19 protein-coding genes are annotated in these 18,803 nt (G+C 68.1%); 6 read left to right on the top strand and 13 right to left on the bottom strand.

Annotated features, from left to right (window positions below; translation table 11 throughout):
• Nucleotides 1-40 precede the first annotated feature (40 nt).
• From murD to RIB52_RS14600, 12 genes are all read right to left on the bottom strand, one after another.
• Nucleotides 41-1,432: a UDP-N-acetylmuramoyl-L-alanine--D-glutamate ligase gene (murD, locus tag RIB52_RS14655; RefSeq protein ID WP_350176850.1), complete on the bottom strand. Its 1,392-nt coding sequence runs from the start codon at nucleotides 1,430-1,432 to the stop codon at nucleotides 41-43.
• Between the two features lie 10 nt (nucleotides 1,433-1,442).
• Nucleotides 1,443-2,513 carry a phospho-N-acetylmuramoyl-pentapeptide-transferase gene (mraY, locus tag RIB52_RS14650; RefSeq protein ID WP_350176848.1) on the bottom strand — a complete coding sequence of 357 codons (1,071 nt, stop codon included), beginning with the start codon at nucleotides 2,511-2,513 and terminating at the stop codon, nucleotides 1,443-1,445.
• A 19-nt stretch (nucleotides 2,514-2,532) separates the two neighbouring features.
• The gene (locus tag RIB52_RS14645) at nucleotides 2,533-4,026 is read right to left on the bottom strand and encodes a UDP-N-acetylmuramoyl-tripeptide--D-alanyl-D-alanine ligase (protein ID WP_350176846.1); all 1,494 of its coding nucleotides are present in this window, start codon (nucleotides 4,024-4,026) and stop codon (nucleotides 2,533-2,535) included.
• The gene (locus RIB52_RS14640; protein ID WP_502879552.1) at nucleotides 4,023-5,567 is read right to left on the bottom strand and encodes a UDP-N-acetylmuramoyl-L-alanyl-D-glutamate--2,6-diaminopimelate ligase; all 1,545 of its coding nucleotides are present in this window, start codon (nucleotides 5,565-5,567) and stop codon (nucleotides 4,023-4,025) included. The genes RIB52_RS14645 and RIB52_RS14640 overlap by 4 nt, the downstream gene beginning before the upstream one ends.
• A complete protein-coding gene (locus RIB52_RS14635; protein WP_350176844.1) occupies nucleotides 5,564-7,489 on the bottom strand; it encodes a peptidoglycan D,D-transpeptidase FtsI family protein in 1,926 nt (641 codons plus the stop codon). Before RIB52_RS14635 ends, RIB52_RS14640 begins: the two co-directional genes overlap by 4 nt.
• Nucleotides 7,486-8,097, bottom strand: coding sequence for a hypothetical protein (locus RIB52_RS14630; RefSeq protein ID WP_350176842.1), 612 nt, complete (start codon nucleotides 8,095-8,097; stop codon nucleotides 7,486-7,488). The genes RIB52_RS14635 and RIB52_RS14630 overlap by 4 nt, the downstream gene beginning before the upstream one ends.
• Nucleotides 8,094-9,062 carry a 16S rRNA (cytosine(1402)-N(4))-methyltransferase RsmH gene (gene rsmH / locus RIB52_RS14625; protein WP_350176840.1) on the bottom strand — a complete coding sequence of 323 codons (969 nt, stop codon included), beginning with the start codon at nucleotides 9,060-9,062 and terminating at the stop codon, nucleotides 8,094-8,096. The genes RIB52_RS14630 and rsmH overlap by 4 nt, the downstream gene beginning before the upstream one ends.
• Entirely contained in the window at nucleotides 9,059-9,553 is a 495-nt protein-coding gene (locus tag RIB52_RS14620; RefSeq protein WP_350176838.1) for a division/cell wall cluster transcriptional repressor MraZ, read from the bottom strand. The genes rsmH and RIB52_RS14620 overlap by 4 nt, the downstream gene beginning before the upstream one ends.
• 272 nt (nucleotides 9,554-9,825) lie before the next feature.
• The gene (locus RIB52_RS14615; protein WP_350176836.1) at nucleotides 9,826-10,752 is read right to left on the bottom strand and encodes a hypothetical protein; all 927 of its coding nucleotides are present in this window, start codon (nucleotides 10,750-10,752) and stop codon (nucleotides 9,826-9,828) included.
• A 37-nt stretch (nucleotides 10,753-10,789) separates the two neighbouring features.
• Nucleotides 10,790-11,191 carry a hypothetical protein gene (locus RIB52_RS14610; protein WP_350176834.1) on the bottom strand — a complete coding sequence of 134 codons (402 nt, stop codon included), beginning with the start codon at nucleotides 11,189-11,191 and terminating at the stop codon, nucleotides 10,790-10,792.
• Complete coding sequence (locus tag RIB52_RS14605) at nucleotides 11,188-12,228, bottom strand: cysteine synthase A (protein ID WP_350176832.1); 1,041 nt, start codon at nucleotides 12,226-12,228, stop codon at nucleotides 11,188-11,190. The genes RIB52_RS14610 and RIB52_RS14605 overlap by 4 nt, the downstream gene beginning before the upstream one ends.
• Nucleotides 12,229-12,289: 61 nt before the next feature.
• Nucleotides 12,290-12,607: a 2Fe-2S iron-sulfur cluster-binding protein gene (locus RIB52_RS14600; protein ID WP_350176830.1), complete on the bottom strand. Its 318-nt coding sequence runs from the start codon at nucleotides 12,605-12,607 to the stop codon at nucleotides 12,290-12,292.
• Between the two features lie 131 nt (nucleotides 12,608-12,738).
• Here RIB52_RS14600 and RIB52_RS14595 point away from each other — a divergent pair, with 131 nt between their 5' ends.
• From RIB52_RS14595 to RIB52_RS14585, 3 genes are all read left to right on the top strand, one after another.
• Nucleotides 12,739-13,356, top strand: coding sequence for a DNA-3-methyladenine glycosylase family protein (locus RIB52_RS14595; protein WP_350176828.1), 618 nt, complete (start codon nucleotides 12,739-12,741; stop codon nucleotides 13,354-13,356).
• A gap of 82 nt (nucleotides 13,357-13,438) precedes the next feature.
• The gene (locus tag RIB52_RS14590) at nucleotides 13,439-15,394 is read left to right on the top strand and encodes a S9 family peptidase (protein ID WP_350176826.1); all 1,956 of its coding nucleotides are present in this window, start codon (nucleotides 13,439-13,441) and stop codon (nucleotides 15,392-15,394) included.
• 68 nt (nucleotides 15,395-15,462) lie between these two features.
• Nucleotides 15,463-16,269: an SDR family oxidoreductase gene (locus RIB52_RS14585; RefSeq protein ID WP_350176824.1), complete on the top strand. Its 807-nt coding sequence runs from the start codon at nucleotides 15,463-15,465 to the stop codon at nucleotides 16,267-16,269.
• Between the two features lie 148 nt (nucleotides 16,270-16,417).
• Here the strand turns inward: RIB52_RS14585 and RIB52_RS14580 are convergent, their stop codons facing one another.
• Nucleotides 16,418-16,708, bottom strand: coding sequence for a 4a-hydroxytetrahydrobiopterin dehydratase (locus RIB52_RS14580; RefSeq protein WP_350176822.1), 291 nt, complete (start codon nucleotides 16,706-16,708; stop codon nucleotides 16,418-16,420).
• Nucleotides 16,709-16,792: 84 nt separating this feature from the next.
• Between RIB52_RS14580 and ccmA the strand changes: the two genes are divergently transcribed.
• From ccmA to RIB52_RS14565, 3 genes are read left to right on the top strand one after another with little or no spacing between them, the layout of a single operon-like run.
• Nucleotides 16,793-17,413, top strand: a complete 621-nt coding sequence (gene ccmA, locus RIB52_RS14575; protein ID WP_350176820.1) for a heme ABC exporter ATP-binding protein CcmA — start codon at nucleotides 16,793-16,795, stop codon at nucleotides 17,411-17,413.
• A complete protein-coding gene (locus RIB52_RS14570; RefSeq protein WP_350176818.1) occupies nucleotides 17,410-18,060 on the top strand; it encodes a heme exporter protein CcmB in 651 nt (216 codons plus the stop codon). Before ccmA ends, RIB52_RS14570 begins: the two co-directional genes overlap by 4 nt.
• Nucleotides 18,060-18,722 carry a hypothetical protein gene (locus RIB52_RS14565; protein WP_350176816.1) on the top strand — a complete coding sequence of 221 codons (663 nt, stop codon included), beginning with the start codon at nucleotides 18,060-18,062 and terminating at the stop codon, nucleotides 18,720-18,722. Before RIB52_RS14570 ends, RIB52_RS14565 begins: the two co-directional genes overlap by 1 nt.
• Nucleotides 18,723-18,803 lie beyond the last annotated feature (81 nt).

The following is an 18,803-nucleotide window of genomic DNA, read 5'->3' as shown; positions in this document are numbered from 1 at the left end:
GAGGCGCTCCGGCGCGGGGCATGAAAGGCACCCGGCGTGCTCACGACGCAAGCTCCCCGTCCGCACGGTTTCCGGGCGCGCAGGTGTCGCATCTGGCGATCACGCCAACGAGATGACGGAAATGCTCGCCGCGCTTCTCGTAATCGCGGAACTGGTCATAGCTCGCGCAGGCGGGCGACAGCAGCACGACATCGCCCGGCCGCGCCGCGTCTTGGGCGCGGGCAACGGCCTCGGCGATCAGCTCGCAGCGTTCGACCTTGGGCACGCGCCCTTCGAGCAGTTCGGCGAAACGCGGACCCGCCTCGCCCACGGTATAGGCCGCCGCGATATGGCCGAGATGGTCGCCGCATTCGGCAAGGCCGTCCTCCTTGGCGAGGCCGCCGACGATCCAGTGGATGCGCGCCCTGCCGTCACGGATTGCCGGGTCGGGCGGAAAGGCGGCGAGCGCGGGGGCCGCGGAGGCGGGATTGGTCGCCTTGGAATCGTTGATGTAAAGCACGCCGTCCGCCTCGCAGGTCCGCTCCATCCGGTGTGCGAGGCCGCGAAAGCGCGGCAAGGCATGGCGCCACTGCGCCTCGGTAACGCCCAGCTCTTCGGCCAGCGCCACCGCCACGGCGACGTTCTGGAGATTGTGCGGCCCCTGCAGGGACGGCCATTGGTGCTGGAACGGAGCGAACCGGGCGAGATCGGCGAGCAGGGTTCGGCCTTCCCCGCGCCGCGCGACCTGCCGCGCGCGGATAGCGCCCGCCGGACCTTCGTCCGTCCCGAACACGGCACGGCGGTGCGCGGACTGCATGTCGAACAGGCGTTCCTTTGCCTCGGCATAGGCGGCGTAATCGGCATAGCGATCGAGATGGTCCGGCGTGATGTTCGTCAGCGCCGCGACATCCGCGTCGAGATTGAAAGTGAGGTCGATCTGGAAGCTCGACAGTTCGAGCACATAGACACCCAGCCCGTTCTCGTTGGGGCCGAGCGGCTCGCGCGTGAGTACGGGCTCGCCGATATTGCCGCCCATCACGGCCGGAAGGCCTGCCATGGCGAGGATATGGTGGGTCAGCGCGGTGACGGTCGACTTGCCGTTGGTCCCGGTAATGCCGATCACGCGGTGCTCCACCATGTCACGGCGGGCGAGCGCGAACAGCTCGATATCGCCGATCACCGGCACGCTGGATTTCGCCGCATGGAGCCCGATCGGATGGGTGTTGAGCGGCACGCCTGGCGACACGACCACGCCGGCAAAGCCGGCGAGATCGAGCTCGAGCGGGTCGGCGAGGTCGCAGCGCCCCGCGAACGCGGCGCGCCGGTCCTCGTCGCGATCCCACGCCGTCACCACCGCGCCGCTCGCCAGCAGAGCTTCGACGCTCGCCGCGCCGGATCGTGCGAGGCCCAGCACCGCATAGCGTTTCCCGGCAAAGGCGGCCGAAGTGATCACGCGCGCACCCTCACCGCAGCTTGAGCGTGGCAAGGCCCATCAGCGCAAGCACGATGGCGACGATCCAGAACCGGATCACGACCTTGCTCTCGCTCCAGCCCAATTGTTCGAAATGGTGATGGATCGGCGCCATGCGAAAGACCCGCCGCCCGGTGCGCTTGAACCAGAACACCTGGATGATGACCGAAACCGCCTCGACCACGAACAGCCCGCCGACAATGGCGAGCACGACCTCGTGATGCGCCGCGACCGCGATCGCGCCCAGCGCGCCGCCCAATGCGAGGCTGCCGGTGTCGCCCATAAAGACCGCCGCGGGCGGCGCGTTGAACCACAGGAAAGCCAGACCCGCCCCCATGATCGCCGCGCAGAACACGGCAAGTTCGCCCGCGCCCGGCACATGGGGGATGCCGAGATAGTCGCTGAAATCGACCCGGCCGACGAGATAGGCGATGATCGCGAAGGTCCCGGCCGCGATGATGACCGGCATGGTCGCGAGCCCGTCCAGCCCGTCGGTCAGGTTCACCGCATTGCCCGCCCCGACCATGACGAAGGCGGCGAAGACGTAATAGGCCGGTCCCAACGGGATCTCGACCTCGGAAAAGAAGGGCAGGTAGAGATTGGTGCTGATCTGGCTGACGATGATCCAGCTCGCGAGCCCGGCGACCGCGAATTCCATCAGCAGGCGCACCCGGCCCGAAACGCCGGAGCTCGTCGCCTTCGACACCTTGGCATAGTCGTCGAGAAAACCGATCGCCCCGAAACCCAGCGTGACCGCGAGGCAGGCCCACACGAACGGGCTGGACAAGTCCATCCAGAGGACCAGCGAGAATGTCAGCGCGACGAGAATCATCAGCCCGCCCATGGTCGGCGTGCCGCGCTTGGCGAGGTGGCTTTGCGGCCCGTCCTCGCGGATCGGCTGGCCCTTGCCCTGGCGCACGCGCAGCATGTTGATGAAGCGCGGCCCGATGATCAGCCCGATCACGAGCGCGGTCATCAGCGTCGCGCCGAAGCGGAAGGTCTGGTAGCGCACGAGATTGAGCGCCCCTTCGTAACCCAGCCATTCCGCGAGAAGATAAAGCATGGATGCGTACCCGGCGCAGTCAGGCCGGCCCTCTGGTAAAATGTGACACGAGCGCGCCGAGCCCGATGGAATTGGAGCCCTTTACCAGAACGGCATCGCCATGGGTGAGACCGTAAGCTTCGAGCGCTGCAATCGCCTCGGCAGGTCCCGCGCAATGCTCGAAACCGCATGCGAATCCAAGCGAATTGGCGGCTCCCTTGCCCAATTGGTCGGCCAGCGCGCGCATCTCGTCGCCGACAAGGATCGCGTGGTCGATTTTCGCCTCGGCCAGCGGCTCGGCAAGCTGGGCGTGGAAGCCTTCGGCGAAATCGCCGAGTTCCTTCATGCTGCCCAGCACGGCCACCCGCCGGTGCGCGGGGGTCTGGCCGAGCGCGCGCAAAGTGGCGCGCATCGAGGCCGGATTGGCATTGTAGCTTTCATCGATCAACAGCGCCTTGCCGCCCGGCACCTCGATCCTCAGGCGCGCGCCGCGACCTTTCAGCCCGCCCATTTCGGCGAGGGCGAGGCCCGCCGCGCCCAGATCGCCTCCGGCAGCGCGCACCGCCGCCATCACGCCCAGCGCATTGGCGATCCAGTGTTCGCCGGGCTCCGCGACCGAGAAGCACAGCCGCGCCCCGCCCTCGCCGGCCCCGCCCCAGTCTGGGTGGCAAAGCTCGGCGGTGACGAGCGAGCCGCCATTGGCCGAAGGAATCGCATCGAGCAGGCGCACATCGGCATGCGCGCTGCGCCCGAAAGTGACGATGCGGTGACCCAATGCCTCGGCATGGTCGGTCAGGCGACCCGCCCATTCGCTGTCCGCCGGAATGATCGCGGTCCCGCCCGGCATCAGGCCGGTGAAGATCTGCGCCTTTTCGTCGGCGATCGCCTCCATGCTGCCGAGATTCTCGATATGCGCAGGCGCGATGGTGGTGATGAGCGCGACATGCGGGCGGACATGATCGGACAGCGGGGCGATTTCGCCGGCATGGTTCATGCCCATCTCGAACACGCCGAAGCGCGCGCGCGCGGGCATCCGCGCGAGCGAAAGCGGCACGCCGACATGGTTGTTGTAGCTTCGCACGCTGCGATGCGCCGCGCCCCGGCTCGCGCGGTCGAGGCAGGCGAAGATCGCTTCCTTCATCCCCGTCTTGCCGACCGATCCGGTGATCCCGATGCGCACGGCGGCGCTGCGTTCGCGCGCGGCATGGGCGAGGGTGTGGAGCGCGCGTGTCGTATCCTCGACGAGGACATGGGGGAAATCGATGGGGCGGTCGACGATCGCGGCGACCGCCCCCTGGGCAAAGGCCTGTTCGATGAAGCGATGGCCGTCCATGCTTTCACCCTTCAGCGCGACGAAGACGTCGCCCGGGCGCACGTCGCGCGAATCCATTTCGATGCCGGACGCCTGGAAGGCATGGCTCGCCGCGCCGCCGGTGGCCGCGGCGATGGAGGCCGCATCCCACAGGGCGAGCGGGAGCGCATCGCGCGGGGCGACCGGCCAGCTCTTCAGGAGCGCAGTGGTGTGTCGCGTCATCGACCCGGGTCCTGCCCTGTTGCGGCCGCGCATTCGCGCACGGCTTCCACATCGTCAAACGGTAGAATGCGCATATCCGCTCCCGCCCCCATAATCTGCCCCTGTTCGTGACCTTTCCCCGCCACGAGCACGATGTCGTGTTCGCCCGCCCCGCCGATGGCCTGTGCGATGGCATCGCGGCGCCCTGCGACTTCGACGATTTCCGCCGCGCCGCCCGCCCCGCGCGCGCCATCGAGGATGGCGGCGCGAATTGCGGCGGGATCCTCGCCGCGCGGATTGTCGTCGGTCACGATCACGCGCCCGGCCGTGCGCGCGGCGACTGCGCCCATGGGTGCGCGCTTGCCGGGATCGCGGTCGCCGCCCGCGCCGAAGACCACGGCGAGCCGGCCGCCGCGCGCGTCGTCGACATGGCCGTGCAGGGCCTCGATGGCGGCCTCCAGCGCGTCGGGCGTGTGGGCATAATCGACATAGACCGGCGCGCCCGCAGGCGTGATCGCGGCGCGTTCGAGCCGTCCGCGTACCGGCTGGAGCCTGCCGAGTGCGTCGAAGACCTGCCCCGCCCCGCAGCCGGTCGAAAGGGCAAGGCCTGCTGCGACCAGCGCGTTGGCGGCCTGGTATTGGCCGATCAGCGGGAGATTGACCGTGCGCGCGCTGCCCTCGAATTCGACGGTCAGCACTTGCCCCAATTGCGTCGCTTCGCGCGCGGTCAGCCGCAGGAATTTGCCGCGCTCGCCCACGGTGCGCACATCGAGCCCGCGCGCGCTTGCCCGTTCGATGGCTTGCGGGATCCAGACAGGGTCGCGCCCCCCGTCGAAGATCACCGCCGGGCTGCCGGGCTGCGCGATGTCGGTGAACAGGCGCATCTTGGCTTCGAAATAGGCGTCCATCGTGCCGTGATAATCGAGATGGTCGCGGCTGAAATTGGTGAAGGCCGCAGCCGCCAGGGTCGGGCCTTCGCTGCGATATTGCGCCAGGCCGTGGCTCGATGCCTCGTAGGCGACGTGGGTCACGCCCTCGCGCGCGAGCCCGGCCATGTTGGCAAGGAAAGTGACGATATCGGGGGTGGTCAGCCCGGTCGAGACGCTCCCGTCGGGCGTCGTCACGCCCAATGTCCCGATGCTCGCCGCGCTCAGGCCGCACATGCGCCAGATCTGGCGGGTCATTTCGACGGTGGAGGTCTTGCCGTTGGTCCCCGTCACCGCGACAACCGCTTCGGGCACGGGCTCGAAGAAACGCGCCGCGAGCTGCGCGAAGGCGCGGCGCGGCTGGTCGCTCGCGACATGGGCCGCGCCCTCGATGCGCGCTTCGGGCGACGCAACGACGGCGATCGCACCCGCCTCGATCGCCTGGGGAATGAATTGCTCGGCATTGAAGCGCGCGCCCTTGAACGCGCCGAATACCGTACCCGGGGCGACCTTGCGGTGATCGATGGCAAAACCGCTCACCGCCGCGTCCTCCCAAGGACCGCGCGCCTCCAGCCCCGACGCCTCCAGCCCCGCCGCCTCCAGCCCCGCCGCCTCCAGCAACGCCGACAGCCTCACGTCTCCTTCCCCTTGCCGGCCTTGTCCACCAGATGCCGCAGGTCCGAGATGTCGACGTCGCGCGTGTCGTCCGGGCGGACCCCCAGCATCGGGCCGATCCGCGGGACCAGTCGACCCACGATCGGCGCCGCGTTCCACGCCGCCGTACGCTGGTAACTGCTGGCGATCGTCCCGCGCGGTTCGTCGAGCACGACCACCACGACATAGCGCGGGCGGTCCAACGGGAAAGCGGCGGCGAAGTTGCTGATCAGCTTGGTCTTGGAATAACGCCCATCCTCGATCTTTTCCGCCGACCCAGTCTTGCCGCCCACGCGGTAGCCCTTTGCATTGGCGCTCTTCCCTGTGCCGTAAAGCGCGACCAGCCGCAGAAGCTGGCGCATCCGGGCCGAGGTCGACGCCTTGAACACGCGCTCGCCCCGCGGCACGTCACCCGCCTCGAGCCGCCGCAGAGTTGCCGGGCGCCACATACCGCCATTGACCATCGCGGCATAGGCGCAAGCAAGATGCAGCGGGGTGACGGCGATGCCGTGGCCATAGCCGACCGTCATCGTGCGGATACGTCTCCATTTGCCCTTCGGCCAGATCGGCCGCGCGCGCGCGGGCAATTCGATCCGCGGGCGCTCGCGCATATGCAGATCTTCAAGCATCCGCATCAATCGCTCGGTCCCGAGCTTGTCGGCAACCCGCGCCGTCACGGTGTTCGACGAATGGGCCAGCGCCTGCGGGATGTTGAGCGCAGCGCCCTTGTTCGTATGATCCGACAGTCGCGCTCGCCCGATCTCGACCGTGGTCGCGTCCCAGTCGCGCGTCAGGTCGCGCACCACGCCCGCATCGATTGCCGCAGCGACCGTCAGCGGCTTGAATGCCGAACCCAGTTCGGACACCTGGTTGGTCACCCGGTTGAGCATGTTCGGCACGTCTTCCTCGGCGATCCGGTTGGGGTCGAAATCGGGCAGCGAGGCGAGCGCCATGACCTCGCCCGTGTCGACATCGAGCACCACGCCCGCCGCCCCGATCGCATCGGTCGCGAGCATGCCCGAACGCAATTCGTCCTCGAGCGCGCCCTGGACGCGCAGGTCGATCGAAAGCGCGGTCGGACTTGCCCGCAGGGAGGGGTCGGACAGGCGTTCGTCGAGCACCTGCTCCATCCCGACCCGCCCGCGGCGCGTGCCGTCGTCTGCTTCCACCACGTAGCCGAGGACATGCGCGGCGAGCCTGCCTTGCGGATAGTGACGGTCGGGCTCGCGCGGGATTTCGAGCGCCGGTTCGCCGATGTCGAAGACCGCGTTGGCCTCTTCGGGCAGGATCCGGCGGCGCAGGTAAGCGCCTCGCCCGCTCGCCAGCTGACGCGCGGTGCGGGCCTCGTCGAGATCCGGAAAAATCGTCTTCAACTCGGCCGCGACTTCCTGTGCAGAACGCACCAGCGGAGAATTGCCATCGCCCATCGCTCGCGGATTGTACCATAGCGCGTAGGGTTCGAACTCGCGCGCCAGCGGCACGCCATTGCGGTCGGTGATCTCGCCGCGGTCGGGCAGCAGCGCGGCATCGAGACTGGTGCGCGCGGGGCTATCGCCGGCAAGGCCGAGCCAGCCGAGCCGCGCAATCGCCAGGGCCGCGAGCGCGACGAAGAGCAGCGCGATCACCAGCAGCCGGGCCCGCGCGGTCAGCAGCAATTCCTGTCGCAGGCTGACGAGCCGGCCCGGCCCGGCAGGAACCGCCGGGCGCGCAGCGGTGGCGGGCGACGAGGATGGGGCGGGAGAGAAGGCGGGAGCGGGCGCGGGTGCGGCAAGACGCGCGGCCCCCATGGAAGGACCCGGCCAGTCGAAGCCGAGCGGGAGCTGGTGCTGGGCCGGGCGTGTTCCGGTCCCGGACGCAGCCCCCCTTGCCGAAACGCGTCCGAGGCCGGGGGCCCTCGCGGTCATTGCGCGCTATCCTTCGGCTCGCTTGCAACGACGGGCTGCGCGCGCGCCGGGCGGATCGGCGAGGCCTCGAGCAGGAAATCGCCGAAAGCGTCCGCGAAGCGCGCCGGAACATCGTCGCTTCCTGCGGTCCTGGTGGCCGCGAGCGCGACCGGCCTGCCGGTGACCGGGGAAACCATGGCCGGCTCTTCCGCCCCGTTGCCGCCGGCCTCGTCGTTTCGATCGGCCTGCACCCCATCGCCCGGCGCCGGACCGGCGGAAGCGGGCAGCTCGGCCCGGGCGACGCGGATCGGCGCGGGGGCATCGGGGCCGCGCGGCTGGCCGAGGCTTGCCAGCTGACGCTCCCCATCGAGATACTGGTCGGCGCGAGGTGCCTCGTAACCGAATTCGACCCGGTTCCATTCGGCCAGTTGGCGCTGGTTGGCGCGGGCCTGGAATTCGGTCTCCAGCCGCCGCGTCTCGCGTTCGAGCCGGATGATCTCGCGCTCGGCAAGCAGGACCTCGCTCTTGACCGCGTGGACCCGCAGGCTGAGCAGGACGAACAGGGCGAGACACAGCGCCATCACTGCGGCCCAGCCGAGCGAGCGCATGCGTGCATGAGTGACCATCATGGAGCCTCTCCCGGATCGGGCGCGCGCGTCTCGCCCCGCGCCGGGGCCGCGCTGCGCACGGCATGGCGAAGGATCGAGGAACGCGCGCGCGGATTGCGGGCGATCTCGGCCTCGCTCGCGCGGATCGCCCTCGACAGCTTCGTGAACGTGGGGGCCGGGCCGGGCACTTCGCCCGGCAGGTGGCGCGACACCGCGCGGCCCGCGCCCGAGGCCTCGCGCAGGAACCGCTTGACGATACGGTCCTCGAGACTGTGGAAGCTGACCACGGCGAGCACGCCGCCCTCGCGCAGCAGCACCTCCGCCGCCGCCAGCCCTGCGCGCAGCTCGCCCAATTCGTCGTTCACATGGATGCGCACCGCCTGGAATGTGCGGGTGGCCGGGTCCTTCTTTTCGTGCGGCTTGTGGCCCAACGCCTTGCGCACCACGCGGGCGAGGTCGCCCGTGGTCGCGAGCGGGCGCGCGGCGACGATCGCGCGGGCGACGCGGCGCGACTGGCGCTCCTCGCCATAGTGATAGAGCACGTCGGCGATGGCGGCTTCATCTGCCGTGTTCAGGAAATCGGCGGCGCTTTCGCCGTCGCCCGCGCCGCCCATGCGCATGTCGAGCGGGCCGTCAGTTGAAAAGGCGAAGCCGCGCTCCGCCCGGTCGAGCTGCATCGAGGACACGCCGATATCCATGACGACCGCATCGACCTGTTCGACCCCGAGGGAGGCCAGTTCGTCGGCCATTTCGGAAAAGCGCCGCGCATGCAGCGAGAGGCGGCTTTCGTAGCGCGCGACCAGTGCCTCACCTTCGGCAATCGCATGCGGATCACGGTCGAAGGCGAAGACGCGCGCACCCGCATCGAGCAATGCGCGCGAATAGCCGCCCGCACCGAAAGTCGCATCGACGATGCTCATGCCGGGCGCAGGCGCGATCGCGGCGAACACTTCATCGAGCAGGACGGGGATATGGGGTGCGCTCACTTGCCGCCCCCCTTCGCCTTCGCCATCAGGCTGCGGCAGGTTGCCTGCGCGCCCCTGAAGCTTGCATCCATGCGGGCAAGTTCGGCCGGGTTCCAGACGAAGAAGAACTTGCCCGCGCCGTGGAAATAGAGCGCGTCGTCGACCTTGCCGAGATCCTTGAGATGCTCGGGCATGACGAAGCGGCCCGAATCGTCGAACGGGATCTGCTCGAAGCCGAACAATTGCTGGGCGCGCACGTCGGGATCGAAATCGGTGAGGCCGAGCCGGATCGCGCGCTCCTCCTCCTTGTCGAGCTGCTCGTGGAGTTCGTCCATGCGCGACAGGCCGAAACCGACGAGGCAATCGTATTTGTCATGCACGGCAAGGCAGAGCGTCTTCGTCCCGCCCGAGCTCTCCTTCACCGCCTTGCGGAAGGTCGGGGGCAGGACGAAACGGCCCTTGTCGCCCGCGGGCGAAAAGGCCTGTCCGTTATATCCCGAAAAACCCGCCACTGGCCGCCTGACCCCCTCTCGCCTGCACCCGTCCGCGACACGCCTTCCCCCCGCCGCCCGAGCGCGCGTTCGGGCGGCGCGCCGCGCTGTGTGCGGCGACGCGGGATGGTTCGGCATGTTTGATGGAGCCCGGTAATATCCGGGAACCAGGCGGGTGAAAAGGGGAATTTGCGGGATTTCGCGGGATTACTTGGTAAATATTTGATTTAGATGATATTTCTTTCCCGGACCTCGCATTCGCACGGAGACGCCCCCGAATGACTTTTATCAACTTAAGGGGGGTCAGGGCCTGATTTCCCGTCGATTCCCGCATCATCCCCGGTGCAGCGGGGCAGCGTTCCCGCATCGTCCCCGGGCCGCGCGCAGGCGAAGGCGAAATCGAGCAGCGCCCCGATCGCTGAGCCGCCCTGCCCCGCCTCGCGCGCGAGGTCCTCATGCTCGAACAGGGCTGCATCGGCGAGCAGGGTGACACTACCCTCGCCCACCAGGCATCGGGCGAGCGCTCTTTCGGCAGCGACAATGCAGGAGGCCGCCCGCTCCGGCCCGGCGCGGATCTCGCCCGCGAGCATCAGGGCCAGCGTGCCATCGGGATGCGCGGCGAAGTGCGGGACCGCCTCTTGCCCGGGGACATAGGCGACCTCGAGACCCCAACGCTCCACCACCGGCGGGATCAGCGCAAGCGTATTGGGCCGGCCCGGATCGCCCAGCGGCAGGTCGTATTCACCGGTCAGGGCGGGATCGAGCACGAGCAGCAGTCGCCCGCCCGCGGTCACCCAATCGTCTAGCGCGACATTGTCGGCCGGGGAAAGCCCGCGCGGCTGGATCACGGCGAGCCGCCCGATATCCTCCAGCGGATCGTTTGCCGCGCCCTCGCCCGTCGGCCCTTCGGCCGGCGCCAGCGTATCGAGCGGGACGAGATCGTAGGTCCGCTCGAGCGCGCGTCTCTGCCACGGCACCGCGCCCTCGCCCCGGGCGAGTTCGGCCACGCCGAGCCCGAGCGGGCGGTAAAGCGGCAGTCCGGTGTGAAGGCCAAGGCGGGGGCGCACCGCCGCCGCGGGCGCAGCCGCACCCGGGCGCGGGGCTGACGCATCGGGCGAACCACCGGGCAGGAACAGGCGTGGCAGCAGCAGGGCGAAAGCCGCGGCGAGCGCGGCAAGCAGGCCGCCGATCAGGAAAGGCCGGGCACTCGGGCCGCTCATCCGTGCGCCCGTCGCCGCCTCCGCGCCGGACGGGCGATCACGGGGTCCCTGCGTCGTTGGGAGCCGGACCCGGCACCGGGCCATTGGCGGGCGCGGGGCCGGGGCGCATATGGGGGTCCGACGCTTGCTCGGGCCGCAGGTCGGGCTCGGGCTCGGTCGGCGGAACCACGCCCGCATCGGCGAGCGGGTCGCGCTGCTGCGGTGCGGGGCTCGGCTCGGTCGTGGGGGCAGCATCGGGCACGGCGGCCTCCTCGACGAGGTCGGCCTGGCTGCCGATGATGCTGGCAAGCCCGACCAGCAGGATCATGGCGCAGATGCCGACCACGCCGACCTGCACCCGCTGCATCGCCTCCGTGCGCGTTCCCCCGAGCGGCGCGCCCGCGGGCGGGTCCTCGCCCGATCCTGGGGGTTCCACGGCGAAGAGCCTGCGCATCTTCATGACCGCGAGTCTTCGTGCGCCGCCGTGCCGCCTTCCAACCATTCGAACACCGGCAGTCCCTTGGACCGCAGCCATTCGGCATTGTAGAGCGTAGAAAGATAGCGAAAGCCCGTGTCGCACAGGATCGTAGTGACCTGCGGGGCCTCGTGCCCTTCGGCGACGAGCTGGCGGCCCAGTTCGATCGCGCCCGACACATTGATGCCGGAGGACAGGCCGAGGCACAGCCCCTCTTCGCGCAGCAGGCGCTCCACCCAGACGAGGCCTTCCTCGTCGGAAATGCGGAACTGCGTGTCGATCGGCGCGCCTTCGAGATTGGCGGTGATGCGGCCCTGCCCGATCCCTTCGGCGACCGAGGACCCTTCCCCCTTCAATTCACCATGCGCGAAATAATTGTAGAGCGCCGCGCCATGCGGATCGGTGAGAGCGATGCGGATATCGGGGTTCTTCTCCTTGAGCCCCATACCCACGCCCGCGATCGTGCCACCAGTCCCCGCCGCGCAGGTGAAACCGTCGATCCGCCCCTCGGTCTGGTGCCACAGCTCCTGTGCCGTGCCTTCGATATGGGCCTTGCGGTTGGCGATATTGTCGAACTGCCCGGCCCAGATCGCGCCCTCGGTCTCCTCCGCCATGCGGCGCGATACGTGCTGGAAGTGGTTGGGGTCGGCATATTTCGTCGGGGGAACGAGGACCAGCTCGGCGCCCAATGCGCGCAGCGTGTCCATCTTCTCCTTCGACTGGTTGTCGGGCATCACGATCACGGTGCGATAGCCCAGAGCATTCGCCACCAGCGCGATGCCGATCCCGGTATTGCCCGCCGTCCCCTCGATCACCGTTCCGCCGGGCGCAAGCTCGCCGCGGCTTTCCGCACCGCGGATCATGTAGAGCGCCGCGCGATCCTTCACGCTGGAGCCGGGATTGGCGAATTCGCACTTGCCCCAGATGGTGCAGCCAGCCGCCTCGCTGGGGCCCGCAAGCCGGACGAGCGGGGTGTTGCCGATGAGCGAAAGCGTGTCGCCGATGGGCGCCGTGATATTCATGACACGTGACCTAGGGCGGGATCGCCCCGCCCGCAACACCGATCGGTCCCCTAAACCGCGCTCAGTCCTCGGGCGCGATCGTGACCTTGAGCCCGTCGAGCGCGTCGGTGAAGGGAATCTGGCACGACAGGCGCGAGGTTTCGGTGCGGTGATCCGAACTTTCGAGCAGGTCGTCCTCGTCCTCGCTCATTGCGGGAAGCTTGTCCATCGCGCCCGCATCGACGTGGACGTGACACGTCGCGCAGGAACAGCACCCGCCGCACAGCGCGAGCAATTCGTCGAAGCCGTTGTCGCGGATGGCTTCCATCACCGTCAGACCGTCCTCGACGTCGATTTCGCTCGTTTCGCCTTCGCGATTGGTGACGACCAGCTTGGGCATGGGCTTTCGTTCTCCTGCCGTTCGAATGGGAGCGCGGGACAAGGCTCCCGCGCTGTTCGGGAAACTCGCGGGCTGCTAGGCGAGTTTCCCGCGCGAAGCAAGTTAGGGGATTTGAGAGTGGGCGAGGCGGCATGGGGCTGAGCGAAAGGCAGTTGCGAAGCGCACTGGACGATGTCGCCGCGAGCGACGAACGGGTAGCGCGCGAGCTCGAGCGCGTCGGTTATCCCGCCCCGCGCATCCGCGAGCGCGGCTTTCGCACCCTGCTGCGCACGATCGTCGGCCAGCAGGTCTCGGTCGCGGCGGCGAGTTCGATGTGGGCGAAACTGGAGTCCGAACTCGGCGCGGATTTCGCGCCCGGCGAGCTCTTGGCGCGCGATTTCGACGCGCTGCGCGCCTGCGGCCTGTCGCGCCAGAAACAGGGCTATGCCCGCTCGCTGTGCGAATTGGTCGAGGCGGGCGCAATCGACCTTCATGCCCTGCCCGAAGACGACGAGGAGGCGATCGCCCTGCTCACGCAGGTCAAGGGAATCGGGCGCTGGTCGGCGGAGATTTACCTGCTCTTCGCCGAAGGCCGCCCCGATATCTGGCCCGCAGGGGACCTTGCCGTGCAGGAAGGGGTGCGGCGGCTTGTCGGAATGGGGGAGCGGCCGAAGGAGCAACGGACCCGCGAAATCGCGCAGGATTGGGCACCGCATCGCGGGGCCATGGCGATCTTCACCTGGCACTTCTACGCCAATCCGGCGCTGTAGCGCGCTCGTCGAAACCGCCTCTGGCAATCGGGCGCATGGCGCATACATGGCCCCGCAACCGACACCAAAAAGGGAAGAGACCATGCCCGAAGCCGACACTTTTCCGATCATCCCGCGCGAGGCGCTGTTCGGCAATCCGACCCGCGCACAGGGCAAGATCAGCCCGGACGGCAAGTGGCTCTCCTGGCTTGCGCCTTACGAGGGCGTGCTCAACATCTGGCTCGCGCCGGCCGACGATCCGGCGAGTGCGCGAGCGATGACGAAAGCGACCGCGCGCCCGATCCGCCAGCATTTCTGGCCGGGCGATGCCAAAAGCCTGCTCTATGTCCAGGACAAGGACGGTGACGAGAACTTCCTGCTCTACCGGATCGATCTCGAAACGGGCGAGGAGACGACGCTGACCCCGTTCGAGCATACCCGTGTGCAAATCGTGGGCGCGTCGGAGACGATCAAGGACCGGATCCTCGTCGGGCTCAACCACCGCGATCCGCAGTTCCACGATGTCTACCGGCTCGATCTCAATACGGGTGACCTGACACTGGTCTACGAAAACCATTCCTTCGCCGGCTTCATGGCCGACGACACGCTCACCTTGCGCATGGCGATGCGCCAGAACGAGGCCGGCGGGACCGACTATTTCCGCTTCGACGACGGCCGGGTCGAGGACGAACCGTTCGAGACGACGGCGATGGAGGATTCGCTGACGACGACGCCCGCCGGATACACCACCGACGGGTCGGTGCTGTACTGGCTCGACAGCCGCGGGCGGAACACAGCGGCCCTTTATGCGCAGGACACCGCCACCGGCGCGCGCACCCTCGTCGCACAGGACGACAAGGCCGATATCGGCGGCACGATCCGCGACCAGGAAACCGGAAAGGTGCAGGCCTATTCGGTCGAATATCTCACTACCGAATGGACCGCGATCGACCCTGCGATCCGAGCGGCGCTCGAATGGCTGGGAGACCGGCTGGAGGGGGAATTCGGCATTTCCAGCCGCACCGATGACGACCGGACATGGATCGTGTGGAACGATCCGCTGACCGCGCCGGTGCGCACCTTCATATTCGACCGCGACGCGGAAACGCTGGAGGAATTCTACGTCTCGCGCCCCGAACTCGAAGGCGCGCCGCTCCGGCCGATGCACCCGCTCGAAATCGCGAGCCGGGACGGGCTGACGCTGCCGTCCTATCTCACGCTTCCGCCGGGCAGCGACGGGACGCACAGCGGGCGCCCGGACAGCCCGCTGCCGACGGTGCTGCTGGTCCATGGCGGCCCCTGGGCACGCGATAGCTTCGGCTTCGACGCGGTCCATCAAATGCTCGCCAATCGCGGTTATGCGGTGCTTTCGGTGAATTTCCGTGGCTCCACCGGATTCGGCAAGGACTTCATCAATGCCGGCAACAAGCAATGGGGTCTGAAAATGCATGACGACCTCATCGATGCGGTCGAATGGGCCATCGATCAGGGCATCGCCGAAAGGGACAAGGTCGCGATCATGGGCGGCTCCTATGGCGGCTATGCGACGCTTGCCGGGCTTGCCTTCACGCCCGACGTCTTTGCCTGCGGGGTGGACATCGTCGGGCCATCGAACCTCGAAACGCTGCTTTCGACCATCCCGCCCTACTGGGCGCCGATGGTGAAGATCTTCCACGAACGCATGGGCAATCCCGATACCGAGGAAGGCCTCGCGCTGCTGCGCGCGGCAAGCCCGCTCCACAAGGCCGAGAGCATCGCAAAGCCGCTGCTGATCGCGCAAGGGGCCAACGACCCGCGCGTCAAACAGGCCGAAAGCGACCAGATCGTGGGCGCGATGAAGCAGGCGGGGATACCCGTCACCTATGTCCTCTACCCGGACGAGGGCCACGGCTTTGCCCGGCCGGAAAACTCCATCGCCTTTTTCGCCCTGGCCGAGAACTTCCTCGCCCAATGTCTCGGCGGGCGGGCCGAGCCGCTGGGCGACGTGCTCGAGCCGTCGACCACCCAGATCGTGGAGGGCGAGGAGCACGTCAAAGGGCTTGCGAGTGTGCCGGGCTGAACCGGGCTGACAAAGTCCGCCGGCCCTTATAGGCAGTTAGGAAACGCTATTCATGAGAGAGGGATCGGATGGCACAGCGGCGCAGCATTTTCATCAGCGGCGGGGCGTCGGGCATCGGCCGGGCCATCGCGCGCCATTTCGGCGAGCGCGAATGGTTCGTCGGCATTGGCGACGTCAACCAACAGGGGATGGAGGACACGCTCGGACTGATCCCTGGCGGGTTCAAATATGCCCACCGGCTCGACGTGCGCGACCGCGCCGCATGGGACGAGGCGCTGGCTGCCTTTCGCACCGCAGCGGGCGACCGGATCGATGTCGTGGTCAACAATGCCGGGATCGGCACGGGCGGCCCGCTTGCCGAACTCGACACCGACGAGATCGACCGCTGTCTCGACATCAATCTCAAGGGCGTGCTCTACGGCGCGCAGGCGGCCCATCCACACCTGCTCGAAACCGCGCCCGGATCGGCGCTCGTCAACATCGCGAGCGCGGCGGGCATTGCGGGCGGCACGGGCATGAGCGTCTATTCCGCGACCAAGTTCGCCGTGCGCGGGGTCGCCGAAAGCCTTGATGCCGAATGGGCGGCGGACGGGATCAAGGTCGCCTCGATCTGCCCCAGCTTCATCGAGACGCCGCTCCTGGACGGGACCGGCAATCGCCGCTCGAACGAAATGGTGCGCGACCGGGTCAAGGCGGCGGGCCTCGAGATCACGCCGGTCGAAGAAGTGGCCCAGGCCGTCTGGAATGCGGTCCATGGTGAGGACCTGCACTACCTCGTGGGCAAGACCGCCCGCCGCCTGAATTTCGCCAAGCGCTGGTTCCCGAACAAGGTCCGAAAGCAAAATCGCGCGGGCACGGCGTTACTCGGGAAATAGCGAGAGATATTAGGCGACGCGGAACAATCGGCGGCGTAGCCGCTGCAAGCGCGACCGCGCGCCCGCCGCGGAGTCGTAGGCGGCCGGAGCCACCCGGGCGGCAGGCCGTATGAGCTAGGATGGCACACCCGCCCAAGCGGTTGCGCCATCAAACCAACCGATCGATCGCGCGCGCCATCGTCGCATCGCGCACCGATAGGCCATCCGCGTCGTGCGTCGTCAGCGTGATCTCGACCTTGGCATAGACGTTGAACCATTCGGGGTGGTGGTCCTGCGCCTCGGCGATCAGCGCGACCCGGCTCATGAAGCCCCAGGCCTGCGAGAAATCGTCGAACTGGAAAGTGCGCCGGATCGCCTTGCCGTCATTGATCAGTTCCCATTCGGGATGATCCTGCAAAAGCGCCTTGCGGTCGTTTTCGTCGAGTTCGGATACGGCCATGGTTTCGCTCCCTGTCTGGCGTGGCTGGATTGGGATTTCTCGTCGCTTGTCGCGCCCCTGTGTTTTGCCTAACGCACGAGGTCAATGGAAGGTTCTGACCGTTTCCCGCCGGATAGTCGTCTCGTCGCGCACACGCTCGCCTGCCGCCGGGGCGAGCGGTTGCTTTTCCGGAAGCTGTCCTTCGCGCTGAGGCCGGGCGAGGCGCTGCATGTCACCGGTGCAAACGGGACCGGCAAGACGACGCTGATCCGCACGCTGGCGGGACTTTCGCGGCCCTATGCCGGAGAGATCGAGTCGGCGGGCAGCGTCGGCCTCGTCGACGAACGCCCTGCGCTCGATCCCGACCTGCCGCTCGGCCGCGCGCTCGGTTTCTGGGCGCGGATCGACGGCGTTGACGACACCGCGCCGATCCATGCGCGGCTGGGGCTGGACAGCCTGCTCGACGTGCCGGTGCGTTTCCTGTCGACCGGGCAGAGGAAGCGGGCCGCGCTCGCCGTGCTGGTGGGCCGCGGCGTTCCGGTCTGGCTGCTCGACGAGCCGCTTTCGGGTCTCGATTCAGGGGCGATCGAAACCGTCTCGCGGCTTGTGACCGAACATCTCGAACAGGGCGGCATCGCTCTCATCGCATCGCACCAGCCGCTCGCCGTGCCGGGCCTTCGGAAACTTGCGCTCGAGGACTTTGCCCCGCGGGAAGAGCCCGCGTGATCGCTGCCCTGCTCCGCCGCGACCTTGCGACATTCTTCCCCTTTGCTGGCGGAGGGGCGGCGCTGCCGGTGGTGTTCTTCGTTGCGGTGGCAATGCTCTATCCCTTCGCGGTGGGGCCGGACGTTGCCCTGCTCGCGCGCACGGGAGGGGGCGTTGTGTGGATCGCCGCGCTGCTCGCCGCGATCCTGCCGTTGGACCGACTGGTGGCAGAAGACATCGAGCGCGGCACCTTCGACCAGCTGCGGCTGCGAGGCGTGTCCGAGGAGGCGATGATGGCGGTACGGCTGCTGGCCCACTGGCTCAGTTTCGGCCCGCCGCTGGTGCTGGCAACTTTCCCGGCGGCCGCGCTGCTGGCGCTGGACGGGCCGACATTGCACCTGCTCCTGCTCGGGCTGCTGGCGGGCACGCCGGGGCTGGCCGCAATCGGCCTCATCATCGCCGCGCTCACCGCGAGCCTGCGTTCGGGCGCGGCGCTGTCGGGCCTGCTGCTGGTCCCGCTGGCGCTCCCCATCCTTATCTTCGGCGCCGGAGCGCTGGCTCGTCAGGACCCGGCGAGCCTCGGCTTCGTTGGAGCGGCAAGCCTGCTGCTGGTCGCCATCGCGCCCTTCGCAGCCGGAGCCGCCATTCGCGCCGCGAGGGAGAACTGATGCGCGCCCCCGAAAGCCATCGCCATTCGAACCTGCTGTTGAGCCGCATCGCGCAAGGGCTGCTAGGCTTCACCCTGATCGCCTTCGCGGCCAAGGCGATTGCAGAGCCCGCGGTGCAGGCGCGCTACACGCCGATCGTGGTGCTTCATGCGACGAGCATGGTCGCATGGCTCGGCCTCCTCGCCTCGCAGGCCTGGCTCGCGGCGGAGCATCGGTTCGAGTTGCACAAGACGTTCGGTCGCGCCTCGATGGCGCTGGTAGGCGCGATGGCGGTCTCGGGCGCAATCATCTCGGTCAATATCGGCCGCGAACTGGGCCGCCCGGAAGTGACGGTGGTGAACCTCGCCGCCTTCGTGACCTTCCTCCCGCTCTATTTCGCCGCGCTGCATTTTGCCCGAAGGCTCGACATGCACGCGCACCGGCAGGCGATGCTGATCGGGACGCTGGCGCTGATGACGCCGGCCTATGCGCGCGTGGTGCAGGTGGCAGGCCTGCCCGATCCCGTGGCGATCGCGGTGCAGGTGCCGATCACTTTGGGAATCGCGCTCGGCTATGAATGGAAGGTGCTGGGCCGCGTGTCGCAGCCGGTGATCGGGATGCTCGGCTTTTCGCTCGGCGTGATTGCGGTGATGGTGGGGGTGTTGGCGGTGTGGTTTATGTGAGGTCGTCTGCGCAGGTTCAACAGAATTGAGGCGGCCACGACACCTTTGGTTTCGTGGCCGCCCATGAATTGTCCAGCAGTA

Source organism: Erythrobacter sp., from assembly GCF_040217515.1.
Lineage (GTDB): Bacteria > Pseudomonadota > Alphaproteobacteria > Sphingomonadales > Sphingomonadaceae > Erythrobacter.
Note: the sequence above shows the minus strand (reverse complement) of the source record. Positions and strands in the feature narration are given on the sequence as shown.